This window comes from Enterobacter sp. BWH52 (genome assembly GCF_001037565.1).
Taxonomy (GTDB): Bacteria; Pseudomonadota; Gammaproteobacteria; order Enterobacterales; family Enterobacteriaceae; genus Enterobacter; species Enterobacter hormaechei_C.
In genome coordinates this window covers 38,774-54,985 of record NZ_KQ089855.1, presented here as the reverse complement: position 1 = coordinate 54,985, position 16,212 = coordinate 38,774, and the positions used below count along the sequence as shown (strand labels likewise).

Below are 16,212 nucleotides of genomic sequence, written 5' to 3'. Positions count from 1 at the left end.
ATATGGCCTGACCTGAATCAATTCAGCTGGAAGGGATTGATATACTATTTGCAGTATTCGACGGTTGAACAGTTTCTTCCGGCAGCAGATTTCAATTTTGCATTCCTAAGTTCAGAGGTAGTCATGATTAAGAAAATCGGTGTGTTGACAAGCGGCGGTGATGCGCCGGGCATGAACGCGGCAATCCGTGGGGTTGTCCGTGCAGCGCTGACGGAAGGTCTGGAAGTTTTTGGTATCTATGACGGTTACCTGGGTCTGTATGAAGACCGCATGGTTCAGCTCGACCGCTACAGCGTGTCTGACATGATCAACCGTGGCGGTACTTTCCTCGGTTCTGCACGCTTCCCGGAATTCCGTGACGAACACATCCGTGAAGTGGCTATCGAAAACATGAAAAAACGGGGTCTGGATGCGCTGGTGGTTATCGGCGGCGACGGCTCCTACATGGGTGCAAAACGTCTGACTGAAATGGGCTTCCCGTGCATCGGCCTGCCTGGCACCATCGACAACGACATTAAAGGCACCGACTACACCATCGGTTACTTCACCGCGCTGGGTACCGTTGTGGAAGCGATTGACCGCCTGCGTGACACCTCTTCCTCTCACCAGCGTATTTCCATTGTTGAAGTGATGGGCCGTTACTGCGGTGACCTGACTCTGGCAGCGGCAATTGCCGGTGGCTGTGAGTTCGTGGTGGTGCCGGAAGTGGAATTTAGCCGTGAAGATCTGGTCGCTGAAATCAAAGCCGGTATCGCGAAAGGTAAGAAACACGCCATCGTTGCTATCACCGAGCACATCTGTGACGTTGACGAGCTGGCGAAGTACATCGAAACCGAAACCAAACGCGAAACCCGCGCGACCGTTCTGGGTCACATTCAGCGTGGTGGTTCCCCAGGCCCGTACGACCGTATCCTGGCGTCCCGCATGGGCGCGTACGCGATCGAGCTACTGCTTCAGGGACACGGCGGCCGCTGCGTCGGTATCCAGAACGAGAAACTGGTTCACCATGACATCATCGATGCCATTGAAAACATGAAGCGTCCGTTCAAAGGTGACTGGCTGGACTGCGCGAAAAAACTGTACTGATTGGCTCTGTTGCCCGGTGGCGGCAAGGTAAATGCAAAACGGTAACCCTTGGGTTACCGTTTTTTATGGTTGCTCCCTCTCCTGTGGGAGAGGGTTGGGGTGAGGGCATCAGTCCGCTCATTCACTTTTTTTATTCCTCCACGTTATAGCCAATCTTTTTTTATTCTTTAATCATCGGTTAGCTTTCTGGCACGCTGCATTCATCAAAACACTACACAAGAGAGCTGGGCGATGAATAAATGGGGCGTGGGGTTAACATTATTGCTGGCATCAACCAGCGTTCTGGCAAAGGACATTCAGTTACTGAATGTGTCGTACGATCCGACGCGTGAACTGTACGACCAGTACAACAAAGCTTTCGCGGCGCACTGGAAACAGGAAACCGGCGATAACGTGGTGGTTCGCCAGTCTCACGGCGGTTCCGGTAAGCAGGCGACATCGGTGATCAACGGTATCGAAGCCGACGTGGTGACCCTGGCGCTGGCTTATGACGTGGATGCGATCGCGGAGCGTGGCCGTATCGACAAAAACTGGATCAAGCGCCTGCCGGACAACTCTGCGCCATACACCTCGACCATCGTCTTCCTGGTGCGCAAAGGCAACCCGAAACAGATTAAAGACTGGAACGACCTGATTAAGCCTGGCGTGTCTGTCATTACCCCGAACCCGAAAAGTTCCGGCGGCGCACGCTGGAACTACCTGGCGGCCTGGGGCTACGCGCTGCACCACAACAACGGCGATCAGGCCAAAGCACAGGACTTCGTCAAAGCACTGTTTAAAAACGTCGAAGTGCTGGACTCCGGCGCGCGCGGCGCAACCAACACCTTCGTCGAGCGCGGCATCGGCGACGTGCTGATCGCCTGGGAAAACGAAGCCCTGCTGGCGACCAACGAGCTGGGTAAAGACAAGTTCGAGATCGTCACCCCGAGCGAATCCATCCTCGCTGAGCCGACCGTCTCCGTCGTCGATAAGGTTGTTGATAAGAAGGGCACCAAAGCGGTGGCGGAAGCCTACCTGAAGTACCTCTACTCACCGGAAGGGCAGGAAATTGCGGCGAAAAACTTCTACCGCCCACGCGATGAGGCCGTCGCGAAGAAATACGAAAACGCCTTCCCGAAACTGAAGCTGTTTACTATCGATGATGTTTTTGGCGGCTGGACCAAAGCGCAGAAAGAGCACTTCTCTAACGGCGGCACCTTCGACCAGATCAGCAAGCGCTAAGCGTTTTACAAAGAACGACACGGTAACCCGGTGTGAGAAATCCGCCGGGTTTTTTATTTGGTCATCATTTTGCGTTACTCTTTTGCCTCTATTGAAAACAGGGAACGCGTTGTGAAAAAAATTATCTTACTGATTCTGATCGTTATCGCCCTTGCCGCAGGCGGCGTGTACTGGATGAAAGCGGGTAATCCGAATGCGTTGCGTCATATCGTTCTCGACCAGTGTGTGCCCAACCAGCTGCATAACCGTAACCCGGCACCGTGCGCGCAGGTGAAGCCAGATGCGGGCTACGTGGTGTTCAAAGACCGCAACGGACCGCTGCAATACCTGCTGATGCCCACGTACCGTATCAACGGCACTGAAAGCCCGCTGCTGACAGAGCCGCAGACACCGAATTTCTTCTGGCTGGCATGGCAGTCTCGTCATTTTATGAGCATGAAACGAGGGGCCGACGTGCCTGACAGCGCCGTTTCGCTAACCATCAACTCCCCGACCGGGCGCACGCAAAACCATTTTCATATCCACATCTCCTGTCTGCGCCCAGACGTGCGCGAGAAGCTGAACGCGTCGCAGGGGCAAATCAGCACCCAGTGGTTACCGCTTCCGGGCGGGCTGGAAGGGCATGAATACCTTGCCCGTCGGGTGACGGAGAACGAACTGGTGCAGCGCAGCCCGTTTATGATGCTGGCGGAAGAGCTGCCAGAAGCGCGCGACCATATGGGACGCTTCGCGCTGGCGATGGCGCAGCAGTCAGACGGCTCGTTTGTATTGCTGGCGACAGAGCGTAATTTGCTTACCTTTAACCGCGCGTCAGCTGAGGAATTGCAGGATCATCAATGCGATATCCTGAAGTGACCCCACCATAAATAGCGTTTACTCGCCCTGCCTGTCGCCGTAGACTTGCTGAAAAATTCTACAGGAGACAGGTATGTCGCTCTGGTTAACGCATCCTCTGCTGCTTCCCTCGCTGATCGTCGGCGTCACCATCGTGCTGTGGGCGACGTCGCTGTTGCCCGAATTTATCACCGCGCTGCTGTTTTTCACGGCGGCGATGACCGCCAGAATCGCCCCGCCGGAAGTGATCTTCGGCGGCTTCGCCTCGTCTGCCTTCTGGCTGGTGTTCAGCGGCTTTGTGCTGGGTGTGGCGATTCGGAAAACCGGCCTGGCGGACAGGGCCGCCCGGGCGCTGTCGGCAAAGCTTACCGACTCCTGGGTGCTGATGGTGGCGAGCGTTGTGCTGCTGAGCTATGCCCTGGCATTCGTGATGCCGTCGAACATGGGACGTATTGCGCTGCTGATGCCGATTGTCGCCGCGATGGCGAAGCGGGCCGGCATTCCTGATGGCTCGCGGGCCTGGTTTGGCCTGGCGCTGGCGGTCGGGTTTGGCACCTTCCAGCTCTCGGCCACTATTTTGCCCGCCAACGTGCCCAACCTGGTGATGAGCGGCGCGGCGGAAGGCTCATACGGTATCCACCTCAACTATGTCCCGTATCTGCTGCTGCACACGCCGGTGCTGGGTATTCTCAAAGGCCTGATTCTGATTGGCCTGATCTGCTGGCTGTTCCCCGGCAACCCGAAACCGGCGAAGGATCTCGCGCCATCGGAACCGATGGGGCGTGACGAAAAACGGCTCGCCTGGCTGCTGGCGGTGGTGTTGACGATGTGGGTGACGGAGAGCTGGCACGGCGTGGGCCCAGCGTGGACAGGGCTGGCGGCCTCGGTCGTCGTTATGCTGCCGCGTATAGGTTTTATCACCGGGGAGGAGTTCTCGGCGGGGGTGAATATGCGCACCTGTATTTACGTCGCGGGTATACTCGGGCTGGCCATTACGGTGACGCAGACCGGTATCGGTGCGGCCGTAGGCGAGGCGTTGCTCCATATCATGCCGCTGGATGCAGATCGCCCGTTTACCAGCTTCCTGGCGCTGACGGGGATCACCACGGCGCTCAACTTCATTATGACCGCCAATGGCGTTCCGGCGCTGTACACCACGCTGGCGCAGAGCTTCTCGGACGCGACCGGCTTCCCGCTGCTGTCGGTGATCATGATTCAGGTGCTGGGGTATTCCACACCGTTGCTGCCGTATCAGGCGTCGCCGATTGTGGTGGCGATGGGCTTAGGGAAAGTGCCTGCGAAGGCGGGGATGCTGCTCTGCCTGGCGCTGGCGATTGCGACGTATCTGGTGCTGCTGCCGCTGGATTATTTGTGGTTTAGCGTATTAGGACGTTTGTAGTGGTTTTGTAGGGCGGGTTAGCGAAGCGCCACCCGCCCCAAAGGCAATTACGCCTGCTTAGCCGCTTCTGCCGCTTTAACGATCACCGCGAAAGCGTCTGCTTTCAGGGATGCGCCACCAACCAGCGCGCCATCGATGTCTGGCTGGGTGAACAGCTCAGCTGCGTTTGATGCGTTAACGGAACCGCCGTACTGGATGATGACCTGCTCCGCCACTTTCGCGTCTGCTTTTGCAATGTGGTCACGAATGAACTTGTGCACCGCCTGTGCCTGCGCTGGAGTTGCAGATTTGCCGGTACCGATCGCCCAGACTGGCTCGTAAGCGATAACCGCGCCTTCGAACGCTGCCGCGCCCTGGGTTTTCAGCACAGCGTCGATCTGACGTGCGCACACTTCTTCGGTTTTACCCGCTTCGTTTTCTGCTTCGGTTTCACCGATGCACAGAACCGGGATCAGACCCTGCTCTTTCAGCACAGCGAATTTCTTCGCGATGAACTCGTCAGATTCTTTGTGGTAGGTGCGACGCTCAGAGTGGCCGATGATGATGTATTTCGCGCCGATGTCTTTCAGCATTTCAGCGGAGGTTTCACCGGTAAACGCGCCAGACAGGTTAACGTCAACGTTCTGCGCGCCCAGAATGATGTGGCTGCCGTCAGCGGCACGTTTAGCCAGATCCAGGTACATATCCGGCGGAGCGATAGCAACCGCGCAGCCGGTCACGCCAGCCAGCTCTTTACGCAGGTTAGCAACCAGTTCGTTTACCATGTGGCGGCTGCCGTTCAGTTTCCAGTTACCCATCACTAAAGGATGTCGCATTTCAATTCTCCACGCTCAATAAGCGAATTAAGGAATATGGCCACCCTTAAGGGCAGCATGGTCTGTGAATCAGTATAGAGATTTTCCCTCGAAAGGCTTTGCTTTTTGTCATTAATTCGCCCCCTCGAGTGCGTCTGATAGGGCCAGCTTAATCGGTTCAACCGCGAAGGTCAGCCCCTTTTCGCCGTTATCTGCGACGACATAGCGAACGGCACCTTCCGTATCGGCGTAATAGCGTTTGTTTTTCCCCGCGGTAAGTAGTTTTTGCAGCTTTTGCTGGCTTTGTGCTTTCGTGAAGGTGGGGGTAAAGGCGCGCAGAATAGCGCTCATGTACTCCAGCGCTTTCGCTTTCGCCGCTTTCTGCTCTGGGCCCTGAATCGGCAGCCAGGTGATCTGCATGCTTTTGATTTTTAACGTTCCGCGCTCAAGGGCGGTAGAGGCATACAGATTCTCGTTAATTTTGCTGGCCGCGCGGGTCAGGGTCGGCGTATCGCGGGCGCTGTCAATCGCTCGGAACTCTCCCAACGGAAGTGAGGGGTTTTCTTTGTTGAAGGCTTCGCGGAACTGGCTGATAGATTGATCGAAAGAGGGAGCGCCCGCCAGAAGATAGGGGGCGGTGACCGGGGAAGCCGTTTCCGTGGCGTACAGGGAAAAACTGGCGCTCAGCATCGCTAAACACAAATAAAGAGAGTGTGCCGAACTTTTCATCAACATTGCCCCTGGCCGTCATTGCCCATGATTAAAACGATATCTGGTCGGCTTGTCAAAAGGTCACAACTCCAGGGTAAAATGCGGGCTAAACAATAATAAGGAACCTTACATGACCATACAGCAGTGGCTGTTTTCATTCAAAGGGCGTATTGGGCGCCGTGACTTCTGGATCTGGATTGCAACGTGGGTTGTCGCCATGCTGCTTCTGTTTTTTGTTGCCTACAACGCATGGCTGAGCACGCAAACCGCGGCATTTGCGCTGGTCTGTTTACTGTGGCCAACCGCCGCCGTGGTGGTGAAACGTCTGCACGATCGTGGCCGCTCCGGCGCATGGGCTTTCCTGATTATTCTGGCGTGGATGCTGGTGGCGGGGAACTGGTCATTGCTGCCCTCAATCCTCCCATGGGTGGTGGGCAGACTGCTGCCGACGGTTATCTTTGTAATGATGGTTGTCGAACTGGGCGCGTTTATCGGCACCCAGAGCGAGAACAAATATGGAAAAGATACCCTTGAGGTGAAGTACCGCTGATCACCAGTAGTGTTCAGCGGTCATGTGGCCCGGCCGGCGGCGAAGGTGCTTCGTCATCTGTCGGGTATCTTTCAGCAGCTGCTGCGTATCGCGTACCATCTGCGGGTTACCGCACAGCATCACATGGCTGGTTTCGGTATTCATCGGTAAACCCACCGCCTCTTCCAGCGCGCCGCTTTCAATCAACGCCGGAACGCGACCGGTTAACGAGCCAGCTGCGGTTTCGCGGCTGACCACCGTCTGAATTTTTAACTTTCCGCCATATCGCTGTTCCAGCGCCTGCATCTGCGGCAAATAGCTCAGGTCTGCGGCGTAGCGCGCGGCGTGAACCAGCACGATATTTTTAAAGCGCTCCAGATCTTTGCCGTATTGCAGAATGGAAAGATACGGGCCGATGGCCGTGCCGGTCGCCAGCATCCAGAGCGTGTCACAGTCGGGGATTTCATCCAGCACGAAGAACCCCGCCGCGTCGGAGACAATCTGCACTTCATCGCCTGGCTTCAGCGCAGCGAGGCGCGGGCTGAGCTTACCGTCCGGGACGGTGACCAGATAGAACTCAAGGTCCGGGTTATCAGGCGCATTAACGTAAGAGTAGGCGCGCTGTACGCGTTCACCGTCGATATCCAGCCCGAGTTTGGCAAACTGCCCGGCAGTAAACGGATGAACGGGAGCGTGCAGCGTGAGGCTAAATAGCGCATCGGTCCAGAACTGTACCTTTGTGACTTTACCTGTTACCCAGTCCGCCATGATCTTCTCCTGTGCTGTTTCTCTCTTCTATCTTCCGTACTTGTGGGAAACATTTCCAGCCCATTCGGGCCGGAAAGCTCTATCGATCAAACGGTTTTACAGAATGTGCGTCTGTACGTCCGGATCTTTACGATCGAGATAATGAATGGACTTAATGCGGCGAATAGTGCGGGATTTACCGCGGATCAGCAGGGTTTCAGTGGTGGCCATGTTGCCCTTGCGGGTGATGCCGTCCAGCAGATCGCCTTTGGTGATGCCGGTTGCGGAGAAGACCACGTTATCGCTGCGGGCCATCTCGTTTAGCGCGAGCACTTTATTGGCCTCGATGCCCATCGCCGCGCAGCGCGCCAGTTCGTCTGCACCAATGCGAAGGTTCTCGTCGCTGTCGCCTTTCACCTCATGGCGTGGCAGCAGACGCGCCTGCATATCGCCGTCCAGCGCGCGGATCACTGCCGCAGAGACCACACCCTCCGGCGCGCCGCCGATGCCGTAAAGCACGTCGACTTCGCTGTCAGGCATGCAGGTCAGAATAGAGGCGGCAACGTCGCCATCCGGAATAGCAAATACGCGCACGCCAAGCGTTTGCAGGTACGCGATGGTGGCGTCGTGGCGCGGTTTTGCCAGAATGGTCACGGTGAGTTCGCTGAGCGCTTTACCCAGCGCCGCAGCGATATTGCGCAGGTTGGCGTCCAGCGGCAGACTAAGGTCGATAGCGCCTTTAGCGCCAGGACCGACGATCAGCTTTTCCATGTACATATCGGGCGCGTTGAGGAAGCAGCCCTTATCGCCCACCGCCAGTACCGCCAGCGCGTTGGCCTGGCCCATCGCCGTCATGCGCGTGCCTTCGATCGGGTCGACCGCGATATCCACCGCATCGCCTTTGCCGGTCCCGACCTTTTCACCGATGTAGAGCATCGGCGCTTCGTCGATCTCGCCTTCACCGATGACGATAGTGCCGTCGATGTTAACCTGATTAAGCACAATGCGCATGGCGTGGACGGCTGCGCCGTCTGCGGTATTTTTGTCGCCACGGCCCAGCCACTTGTAGCCTGCGAGGGCGGCAGCTTCGGTGACGCGGGAAAACTCGATAGCAAGTTCACGTTTCATGAGGTACTCGTACAATCAAAAGGAATTGCACGAAGTTTATCACAGAGTGGGGAGGGGCGAGGGGACCGGTGCGGTTGGAGCCCCTCACCCTAACCCTCTCCCCAGGGGAGAGGGAATATAGGCTTACTCGTCGTGCTCTTCCCACGCCAGGGCACGTTTCACCGCTTTCTTCCAGCCGCTGTAGCGGTAGTTGCGCTCGGTGGTTTCGATGCCAGGACGGAATTCGCGTTCGATAACCGCTTTTTCCTGAAGCTCGTCGAGGTTTTGCCAGAAGCCAACCGCTAGACCTGCCAGATACGCCGCGCCCAGCGCCGTCACTTCTCGCACCTCAGGACGTTCAACGCGAGTGCCCAGAATGTCGGACTGGAACTGCATCAGAAAGTTGTTGGCTACTGCACCGCCGTCCACGCGCAGGGCGTGCAGACGAATGCCAGAGTCAGCCTGCATCGCTTCCAGCACGTCGCGCGTCTGGTAGGCGATGGATTCCAGCGTCGCGCGAATGATGTGGTTTGAGTTCACGCCGCGCGTCAGGCCGAAAATCGCGCCGCGGGCGTACGGATCCCAGTACGGTGCGCCCAGACCGGTGAACGCTGGCACCACGTACACGCCGTTGGTGTCTTTCACTTTGGTCGCGAAGTATTCGGAGTCAAACGCGTCGCTAATCAGCTTCATCTCGTCGCGCAGCCACTGAATGGAGGCACCCGCCATGAATACCGCGCCTTCCAGGGCATAGTTCACTTCGCCGCGCGGGCCGCAGGCGATGGTGGTCAGCAGACCGTTTTCTGATTTCACCGCTTTCTCGCCCGTGTTCATCAGCATAAAGCAGCCGGTGCCGTAGGTGTTCTTCGCCATCCCTTCTTTTACGCACAGCTGGCCGAACAGGGCTGCCTGCTGGTCACCGGCGATACCGGCGATAGGAATACGCGTGCCGCCTTTACCGCCAATGTTGGTCTGGCCGTACACTTCTGAAGATTTACGCACGTCTGGCAGCATCGCTCGCGGAATGTCCAGCGCGTCCAGCATCTTGTCATCCCACTCCAGAGTGTTGATGTTGAACAGCATGGTGCGCGAGGCGTTGGTGTAGTCGGTGACGTGAACGCGTCCCTGAGTCATCTTCCAGATAAGCCAGGTATCGACGGTACCGAAGAGCAGCTCGCCACGACGTGCGCGCTCGCGTGAACCTTCCACGTGGTCGAGGATCCACTTCACTTTGGTGCCGGAGAAATAGGGGTCAACCACCAGGCCGGTGGCGCTGCGCACGTACTCTTCCATCCCGTCGCGCTTCAGCTGTTCGCAGATCTCTGACGTACGGCGGCACTGCCAGACGATGGCGTTGTAGATGGGCTTACCGGTTTCGCGCTCCCAGACCACAGTCGTTTCACGCTGGTTGGTGATACCGATAGCGGCAATCTGGTCAGAACTGATGTCGGCTTTCGCCAGCACTTCCACCAGCGTGGAGCTTTGTGACGCCCAGATCTCCATCGGGTCGTGTTCAACCCAGCCTGGACGCGGATAAATTTGCTCAAATTCGCGTTGAGACACGCTGACAATGTTCGCGTCATGATCCATTACGACAGCGCGGGAGCTGGTAGTGCCCTGGTCGAGCGCAACGATATATTTTTTTTCGGTCATGGTATGTGTCCCGTAGTCAGATTACAGCGAAGCTTTTTGTTGTGTGGTGGAAGTTGTCTCTTTTTCCTCTTCCACACAGGTGTCGCACGGTAAGTGGCGACCAATTAATTTGCGATAGCCGAATGCGCCCAGCGCCGCTCCTACAATTGGCCCGAACAGCGGAACCAGGAAGTAAGGAATGTCTTTGCCGCCCGTAAAGGCGACATCGCCCCATCCCGCAAAGAAGGCGAAGGTTTTTGGACCCAGGTCACGCGCCGGATTCATCGCAAAACCGGTCAGCGGACCCATGGATGCGCCAATCACCGCAATCAGAAGGCCAATCAGAAGTGGTGCCAGCGGGCCGCGCGGAATGCCGTTTCCGTCGTCGCCCAGCGCCATAATGACGCCCATCAGAATAGCGGTAATCACCATTTCAACTGCGAACGCCTGCACAAAATTGATATGCGGATTCGGATACGTTGAGAAAATGCCTGCCAGATCCAGACTTTCGACACTGCCACGCACCATATGATGCGTCTGTTCGAAGTCGATGAAAAGATTGTAATAAAGCCCGTAAACTAACGCCGCTGCGCAAAAGGCGCCGGCAAATTGCGAAATGATGAAAGGAACAACTTTGCGTCCGTCAAAGCACGCGAATAGCCACAACGCGATGGTCACCGCCGGGTTAAGATGTGCGCCGGAAACCCCTGCGGTCAGGTAGATGGCCATCGCCACGCCCAGACCCCAGATAATACTGATTTCCCACTGACCAAAACTGGCACCCGCCACTTTCAGTGCAGCGACACAGCCTACTCCGAAGAATATCAACAACCCGGTACCCAGGAACTCGGCAATGCACTGGCCTTTTAAGGTTGATGTCTGACTCATAATCGGAATCCTGCAAAAGAGTAATGTTTATTGTTTGCGTGACCGCCCGTGACAGTCACGATGCCCTGTAGACATAGTGTTAATTTATCGTTAACGAGCACAAACGAGAAATATCGAAATCGAAATGTGTGGTCTGTGTCAATAAAATGAGCGTTTTCGCGCCATAAGGCGCGTTTTTGCATCAGGTAATGATTGTGGGTTGAATCATTTCTTTAACTTATGGGTTAACAACTTAGGGGTATATGCGGCGAACGCACCAGGACGAGGCCGAAAAGTGTTGCAAACCGCGATCTGCGTGGCATGCCGCTGGACAGGGGCGACGGCGCTCCATACAATCGGAACATATGTTGTGCGCGTTTACGTTAAAGCGTCGCCTTGCAATTCAGGAGAGGTAGGATCATGTCTTTAGAAGTGTTTGAGAAACTGGAATCGAAAGTACAGCAGGCGATTGACACCATCACGCTGCTGCAAATGGAAATTGAAGAGCTGAAAGAGAAGAACAACTCCCTGTCTCAGGAAGTTCAGAACGCTCAGCACAGCCGCGAAGAACTGGAGCGCGAAAACAACCAGCTGCGCGAACAGCAGAACGGCTGGCAGGAACGCTTGCAGGCGCTGCTGGGACGTATGGAAGAAGTCTGATTTCCTTGGGAATGAATTGAACAGGCCGGGTAAGGCGTAGCCGCCACCCGGCTTTTTTATGCATCTCGCTTACCGATTAACTACTCAATATCCAGCGCATCCTCAGAAAGGATAATGCCGGTATTGTCAGCATAAAGGTGGTCACCCGAGAAGAAGGTCACGCCGCCGAAGTTAACGCGCACGTCGCTTTCGCCGATGCCTTCACCCGCTGCGCCAACCGGAATGGCGGCAATGGCCTGAATACCGATATCCAGATCTTCCAGATCGTCCACCTGGCGCACGGAGCCGTAGACCACAATCCCTTCCCACTCGTTTTGCACCGCAAGGCGAGCGAGGTCCGCATCGATCAGTGCACGGCGCACTGAACCGCCACCATCCACCAGCAGAACGCGGCCACGACCATTCTCTTCGAGCAGATCGTACAGCAACCCGTTGTCCTCGAAACATTTCACCGTGATGATTTGTCCGCCAAACGACGACCGTCCACCAAAGTTGGAGAACAGGGGTTCAACGACGTTGACATCTTCCTGGTAGATGTCACAAAGCTCGGAGGTATCGTATTTCATAGGTTTAACGCTCTGTTGCTGCGAATGTGTTCAGTATATCGTGCGAAATGCGTTGTTGGCAAAATCATCAATTGTTAATTGATATTTGTCAGCTAACTCAGCGTCTGGCTTAAGACAATCCCGATGACGAACAGCAGGTTAGTCAGTAACGCGCCTTTTACCGTACGTTCCAGCATCGGTGGCATGGCGGCCGGGCTGCGTTCACGCATGACATAGCGGGCCTGCTTAATCAGCAGCGGTGCGGCGAGCACAAACAGCCAGCCCCACAGGCTGTGCAGAGAGATCAGATTGAACAGTGCCAGGCAGACCAGCGCGCCGATGAGCAGGAAGGCGTGATAGCGGCGTGCATTTACAGGACCCAGACGCACGGCCAGCGTGTTTTTACCGTTCTCGCGGTCGCTGTCGATGTCGCGCAGGTTATTGATATTCAGCACCGCCGTCGCCAGCAGACCGCAGGCGGTCGCCGGCAGGAACAGGGCAGGTATCACCGTATGCGCCTGCAAGTACCAGCTTCCCATCACGCTCAGCCAGCCGAAGAACACCAGCACGGAGATGTCGCCCAGACCAATATACCCGTAAGGACGCGTCCCGACGGTATAGGTAATGGCTGCAATAATGGCAAGCAAGCCCAGCACCAGGAAGCCAATGAAATCACTGGTGGTTTTCGACGCGACCGTCACCAGCGCCAGCCCGGACAGGCAAATCAATACCACGGTGATAATCAGCGCCCGTTTCATCTGTGCCTGGGTAATCACCCCTTTTTGCATCCCGCGCAGCGGCCCGATACGGTCAGGCTTGTCGCTGCCCTTTACCGCATCGCCGTAATCATTGGCGAGATTAGAGAGGATTTGCAGCAGCCCGGCGGTGACAAGCGCCAGGCCTGCTACCAGCGGATCGAAATGACCCTGCCACCAGGCAAGCGTGGTACCGACAATAATGGCGGCAAAAGCCAGAGGAAGCGTTTTAGGGCGCAGACTTTCGAGCCACGCCTGCGTACGGCTGATATCAGTCATAGTTATTTAGCCAATAAAAATGGGGGCCATAGCCCCCATCAACAGTGATGAAAATGCATTGAACGCGATTATAGAATAAAACGGCTCAGATCTTCATCTGCCACTAACGCATCCAGGTGTTTGCCCACATAGTCTGCGTCAATGGTAATGCTTTGACCGTTAAGGTCGCTCGCATCATAAGAGATGTCTTCCATCAGGCGTTCCAGCACGGTGTGCAGACGACGCGCACCGATGTTCTCGGTGGTTTCGTTGACCTGCCACGCGGCCTGGGCGATGCGCTTGATACCGTCATCGGTAAATTCAATGTTCACGCCTTCGGTCGCCATCAGCGCTTTATACTGTACGGTCACAGAAGCGTTTGGCTCAGTCAGGATACGTTCGAAATCTTCGGTGGTCAGCGCCTGCAACTCAACGCGGATTGGCAGACGACCCTGGAGTTCCGGGATCAGGTCAGACGGGCTGGCAATCTGGAACGCACCGGAGGCGATAAACAGAATGTGGTCAGTTTTAACCATGCCGTGCTTGGTGGAGACGGTGCACCCTTCCACCAGCGGCAGCAGGTCGCGCTGAACGCCTTCGCGGGAGACATCCGGGCCGGACGCGTTGCCGCGCTTACAGATTTTGTCGATTTCGTCGATAAACACGATACCGTGCTGCTCAACCGCGTCGATAGCGTCCTGTTTCAGCTCCTCCGGGTTAACCAGCTTCGCGGCTTCTTCTTCAATCAGCAGCTTCATCGCGTCTTTGATTTTCAGCTTACGCGCTTTCTGCTTCTGCCCGCCCAGGTTCTGGAACATGGACTGCAACTGGCTGGTCATCTCTTCCATGCCCGGAGGCGCCATAATTTCCACGCCCATTGGCGCGGCAGCGAGATCGATCTCAATCTCTTTATCGTCCAGCTCGCCTTCGCGCAGTTTTTTACGGAATGCCTGACGCGCAGCAGAAGGTTCAGACTGCTGTTCAGCCTGTCCCCAGTTGTTTTTTGCCGGTGGGATCAGCACGTCGAGAATACGCTCTTCGGCCATCTCTTCGGCGCGATAGCGGTTTTTCTCAATCGCCTGGACGCGCACCATCTTAATCGCCGAATCGGTCAGATCGCGGATGATGGAGTCCACTTCTTTACCCACATAGCCCACTTCGGTGAACTTAGTGGCTTCAACTTTGATGAACGGCGCGTTAGCCAGTTTGGCCAGACGACGGGCGATTTCGGTTTTACCCACACCGGTCGGGCCGATCATCAGAATATTTTTTGGCGTCACTTCGTGGCGAAGCTCTTCGTCGAGCTGCATGCGACGCCAGCGGTTACGCAGTGCGATAGCCACGGAGCGCTTGGCATTGTCCTGGCCGATAATGTGTTTGTTCAGTTCGCTGACAATTTCGCGTGGGGTCATTTCAGACATGGGCGATCCTTACGCTTTAGACGGTAATTCTTCGATGGTGTGATTGTGGTTGGTATAGATGCAGATATCACCTGCAATATCCAACGCTTTCACCGCGATATCGCGCGCGTTCATGTCGGTATTTTCCAACAGCGCACGGGCTGCGGCCTGGGCGTACGGGCCGCCAGAGCCGATGGCAATCAGGTCGTTTTCAGGCTGAACTACGTCGCCGTTACCGGTGATGATCAGCGAGGCGTTTTCGTCAGCCACGGCCAGCAGCGCTTCGAGCTTGCGTAGCATGCGGTCGGTACGCCAGTCTTTTGCCAGCTCAACGGCGGCTTTCACCAGATGACCCTGATGCATTTCCAGTTTGCGTTCAAACAGTTCAAACAGCGTGAAGGCATCAGCCGTGCCGCCTGCGAAACCGGCGATCACTTTGTCGTTATAAAGACGACGTACTTTCTTCACGTTGCCTTTCATGACGGTATTACCCAGCGTGGCCTGGCCATCACCGGCAATTACCACCTGGCCGTTACGGCGTACACTTACTATTGTTGTCACGAGCAGACCCCCTGGTTACAGATTCGGGAAACAGAAGCCCTGAGCCTGTGCTCAGGGCTGAATTAAATGATAGATGGGGGGGATTTTGGGGGTTTCAACCCCCGGAGGCGAGTCGAATGCAGTTTGTGTGGCCAGCCACTTTCAAACGGGAAATGGTGCCATCGGCATTTTCTTTGCCTTTGACCGGTCCAATCACTACGCGATTCCAGCCGTTATTGGTGGTAATGCGTGAGTCAAATCCTTCAAATGCCAGCTGAGCACGCACCGTTTCTGCCTGTTCGGCGCCTTTAAACGAACCGCACTGAACCATCCAGCGGCGTTCATCTTTTTTCTCAGCCGTCTGCTTCGGCACCTCGGTCTCTTTGGTGACCGGCGCAGCCTGCTGCGTTTTTGGCTGTTGCGCAGTGGTATGCGCAGGCGTCTGCAACAGATCCTGATACGGCTGTGCCGTTTGCTTCTGCGGCTGCGCCTTCGGTTGCTGCTGGACAGGCTGAGTTTGTACGGTACGCGTCTGCTGCTGCGGTTGTGAACGCGGCTGCTGTACCGGCTGCGTCTGCGTCCACTGCTGCTGTTGCGTTTGCTGCTGAGCCTGACGCTGGCGCTGCAATGTTTGCTGACGCTGCGCCGGGGTTTGTTCGTTCCACGGCACTTCGTTCAACTGCGTAGGCTGCTGGCGCATGTCCGCCTGCATCTGAGCGAGCAATTGACGCTGTTCGTCCGTCAGCTGATCGGCATTCTTCACTTCACCCCCGGCAGAAGGCTCGGTAGGCGCACGTACGCCAGGCTGGCGGCTTTCCAGCTCTTTAATGTAGCGCCAGCGCTCTTCAGGCTTAGGAGGAAGGCCGTTGCCGACGACCTTGTTACCCTGAAGGGCTTCAGACTCTTCTTTTTTATGATGCGTAATGAAGTAGAGGCCGCCAATAAAGGCCACCAGCACGGCCGCAGCAATGGCGACCATGGCTGGGGAGACAGCAGACAGGCTACGTTGCTTGCTTTTTGAACTACTCTTTTTGCGTCGCGAAGGTGCCGGCTGGCCGCGACGTACATAATCTCGTTGTGCCACTATCGTTTCGCTGTATTTATTCGTTCGTCAGCCCGCCATGTTA

General features: G+C 56.1%; 17 protein-coding genes. 6 read left to right on the top strand and 11 right to left on the bottom strand.

Annotated elements, in window-relative coordinates; all coding sequences use genetic code 11:
- Positions 1 to 123: 123 nt before the first annotated feature.
- The 4 genes from pfkA to SK47_RS21005 all read left to right on the top strand — a co-directional run bounded on the left by pfkA (position 124) and on the right by SK47_RS21005 (position 4,540).
- On the top strand, positions 124 to 1,086 hold the full coding sequence (gene pfkA, locus SK47_RS21020; protein WP_003862009.1) for a 6-phosphofructokinase: 963 nt from the start codon (positions 124 to 126) through the stop codon (positions 1,084 to 1,086).
- A gap of 231 nt (positions 1,087 to 1,317) precedes the next feature.
- The gene (locus tag SK47_RS21015; RefSeq protein WP_003862012.1) at positions 1,318 to 2,307 is read left to right on the top strand and encodes a sulfate ABC transporter substrate-binding protein; all 990 of its coding nucleotides are present in this window, start codon (positions 1,318 to 1,320) and stop codon (positions 2,305 to 2,307) included.
- Between the two features lie 111 nt (positions 2,308 to 2,418).
- On the top strand, positions 2,419 to 3,162 hold the full coding sequence (locus SK47_RS21010) for a CDP-diacylglycerol diphosphatase (RefSeq protein WP_003862014.1): 744 nt from the start codon (positions 2,419 to 2,421) through the stop codon (positions 3,160 to 3,162).
- Positions 3,163 to 3,235: 73 nt separating this feature from the next.
- Entirely contained in the window at positions 3,236 to 4,540 is a 1,305-nt protein-coding gene (locus SK47_RS21005; RefSeq protein WP_045331518.1) for an SLC13 family permease, read from the top strand.
- A 47-nt stretch (positions 4,541 to 4,587) separates the two neighbouring features.
- Here the strand turns inward: SK47_RS21005 and tpiA are convergent, their stop codons facing one another.
- Both tpiA and SK47_RS20995 read right to left on the bottom strand, forming a co-directional pair.
- Positions 4,588 to 5,355, bottom strand: a complete 768-nt coding sequence (gene tpiA, locus SK47_RS21000; protein ID WP_003862019.1) for a triose-phosphate isomerase — start codon at positions 5,353 to 5,355, stop codon at positions 4,588 to 4,590.
- Between the two features lie 111 nt (positions 5,356 to 5,466).
- On the bottom strand, positions 5,467 to 6,063 hold the full coding sequence (locus tag SK47_RS20995; RefSeq protein ID WP_003862020.1) for a DUF1454 family protein: 597 nt from the start codon (positions 6,061 to 6,063) through the stop codon (positions 5,467 to 5,469).
- A 112-nt stretch (positions 6,064 to 6,175) separates the two neighbouring features.
- Here SK47_RS20995 and SK47_RS20990 point away from each other — a divergent pair, with 112 nt between their 5' ends.
- Positions 6,176 to 6,595, top strand: coding sequence for a DUF805 domain-containing protein (locus tag SK47_RS20990; RefSeq protein ID WP_003862022.1), 420 nt, complete (start codon positions 6,176 to 6,178; stop codon positions 6,593 to 6,595).
- Here SK47_RS20990 and fpr read toward each other — a convergent pair whose 3' ends face one another.
- The 4 genes from fpr to SK47_RS20970 form a co-directional block, all read right to left on the bottom strand.
- Positions 6,596 to 7,342 carry a ferredoxin--NADP(+) reductase gene (gene fpr / locus SK47_RS20985; RefSeq protein WP_003862024.1) on the bottom strand — a complete coding sequence of 249 codons (747 nt, stop codon included), beginning with the start codon at positions 7,340 to 7,342 and terminating at the stop codon, positions 6,596 to 6,598.
- A 96-nt stretch (positions 7,343 to 7,438) separates the two neighbouring features.
- Positions 7,439 to 8,449, bottom strand: coding sequence for a class II fructose-bisphosphatase (glpX, locus tag SK47_RS20980; RefSeq protein ID WP_023315041.1), 1,011 nt, complete (start codon positions 8,447 to 8,449; stop codon positions 7,439 to 7,441).
- A 123-nt stretch (positions 8,450 to 8,572) separates the two neighbouring features.
- Entirely contained in the window at positions 8,573 to 10,081 is a 1,509-nt protein-coding gene (gene glpK, locus SK47_RS20975) for a glycerol kinase GlpK (RefSeq protein ID WP_003862028.1), read from the bottom strand.
- A 21-nt stretch (positions 10,082 to 10,102) separates the two neighbouring features.
- On the bottom strand, positions 10,103 to 10,948 hold the full coding sequence (locus SK47_RS20970) for an MIP/aquaporin family protein (protein ID WP_003862030.1): 846 nt from the start codon (positions 10,946 to 10,948) through the stop codon (positions 10,103 to 10,105).
- A 399-nt stretch (positions 10,949 to 11,347) separates the two neighbouring features.
- On the opposite strand from SK47_RS20970, the gene zapB reads away from it, so the two are divergent.
- Positions 11,348 to 11,587, top strand: a complete 240-nt coding sequence (gene zapB, locus SK47_RS20965) for a septal ring assembly protein ZapB (RefSeq protein ID WP_003862031.1) — start codon at positions 11,348 to 11,350, stop codon at positions 11,585 to 11,587.
- A gap of 80 nt (positions 11,588 to 11,667) precedes the next feature.
- Here the strand turns inward: zapB and rraA are convergent, their stop codons facing one another.
- The 5 genes from rraA to ftsN all read right to left on the bottom strand — a co-directional run bounded on the left by rraA (position 11,668) and on the right by ftsN (position 16,169).
- Entirely contained in the window at positions 11,668 to 12,153 is a 486-nt protein-coding gene (gene rraA, locus SK47_RS20960) for a ribonuclease E activity regulator RraA (protein ID WP_003862032.1), read from the bottom strand.
- Positions 12,154 to 12,245: 92 nt separating this feature from the next.
- Positions 12,246 to 13,166 carry a 1,4-dihydroxy-2-naphthoate polyprenyltransferase gene (menA, locus tag SK47_RS20955; protein WP_022652060.1) on the bottom strand — a complete coding sequence of 307 codons (921 nt, stop codon included), beginning with the start codon at positions 13,164 to 13,166 and terminating at the stop codon, positions 12,246 to 12,248.
- A 68-nt stretch (positions 13,167 to 13,234) separates the two neighbouring features.
- Positions 13,235 to 14,566, bottom strand: a complete 1,332-nt coding sequence (gene hslU, locus SK47_RS20950) for an HslU--HslV peptidase ATPase subunit (RefSeq protein ID WP_003862035.1) — start codon at positions 14,564 to 14,566, stop codon at positions 13,235 to 13,237.
- 9 nt (positions 14,567 to 14,575) lie between these two features.
- Positions 14,576 to 15,106, bottom strand: coding sequence for an ATP-dependent protease subunit HslV (hslV, locus tag SK47_RS20945; RefSeq protein ID WP_003862036.1), 531 nt, complete (start codon positions 15,104 to 15,106; stop codon positions 14,576 to 14,578).
- Between the two features lie 94 nt (positions 15,107 to 15,200).
- On the bottom strand, positions 15,201 to 16,169 hold the full coding sequence (ftsN, locus tag SK47_RS20940; RefSeq protein ID WP_003862037.1) for a cell division protein FtsN: 969 nt from the start codon (positions 16,167 to 16,169) through the stop codon (positions 15,201 to 15,203).
- Positions 16,170 to 16,212 lie beyond the last annotated feature (43 nt).

Bases quoted from the DNA above. Each gene is read 5' to 3' on its own strand.
- glpK (WP_003862028.1), bottom strand. From the start codon at position 10,081: ATGACCGAAAAAAAATATATCGTTGCGCTCGACCAGGGCACTACCAGC.
- SK47_RS20990 (WP_003862022.1), top strand. From the start codon at position 6,176: ATGACCATACAGCAGTGGCTGTTTTCATTCAAAGGGCGTATTGGGCGC.
- SK47_RS21005 (WP_045331518.1), top strand. From the start codon at position 3,236: ATGTCGCTCTGGTTAACGCATCCTCTGCTGCTTCCCTCGCTGATCGTC.
- fpr (WP_003862024.1), bottom strand. From the start codon at position 7,342: ATGGCGGACTGGGTAACAGGTAAAGTCACAAAGGTACAGTTCTGGACC.
- glpX (WP_023315041.1), bottom strand. From the start codon at position 8,449: ATGAAACGTGAACTTGCTATCGAGTTTTCCCGCGTCACCGAAGCTGCC.
- pfkA (WP_003862009.1), top strand. From the start codon at position 124: ATGATTAAGAAAATCGGTGTGTTGACAAGCGGCGGTGATGCGCCGGGC.
- rraA (WP_003862032.1), bottom strand. From the start codon at position 12,153: ATGAAATACGATACCTCCGAGCTTTGTGACATCTACCAGGAAGATGTC.
- menA (WP_022652060.1), bottom strand. From the start codon at position 13,166: ATGACTGATATCAGCCGTACGCAGGCGTGGCTCGAAAGTCTGCGCCCT.
- SK47_RS21015 (WP_003862012.1), top strand. From the start codon at position 1,318: ATGAATAAATGGGGCGTGGGGTTAACATTATTGCTGGCATCAACCAGC.
- SK47_RS20995 (WP_003862020.1), bottom strand. From the start codon at position 6,063: ATGAAAAGTTCGGCACACTCTCTTTATTTGTGTTTAGCGATGCTGAGC.
- zapB (WP_003862031.1), top strand. From the start codon at position 11,348: ATGTCTTTAGAAGTGTTTGAGAAACTGGAATCGAAAGTACAGCAGGCG.
- SK47_RS20970 (WP_003862030.1), bottom strand. From the start codon at position 10,948: ATGAGTCAGACATCAACCTTAAAAGGCCAGTGCATTGCCGAGTTCCTG.
- tpiA (WP_003862019.1), bottom strand. From the start codon at position 5,355: ATGCGACATCCTTTAGTGATGGGTAACTGGAAACTGAACGGCAGCCGC.
- hslU (WP_003862035.1), bottom strand. From the start codon at position 14,566: ATGTCTGAAATGACCCCACGCGAAATTGTCAGCGAACTGAACAAACAC.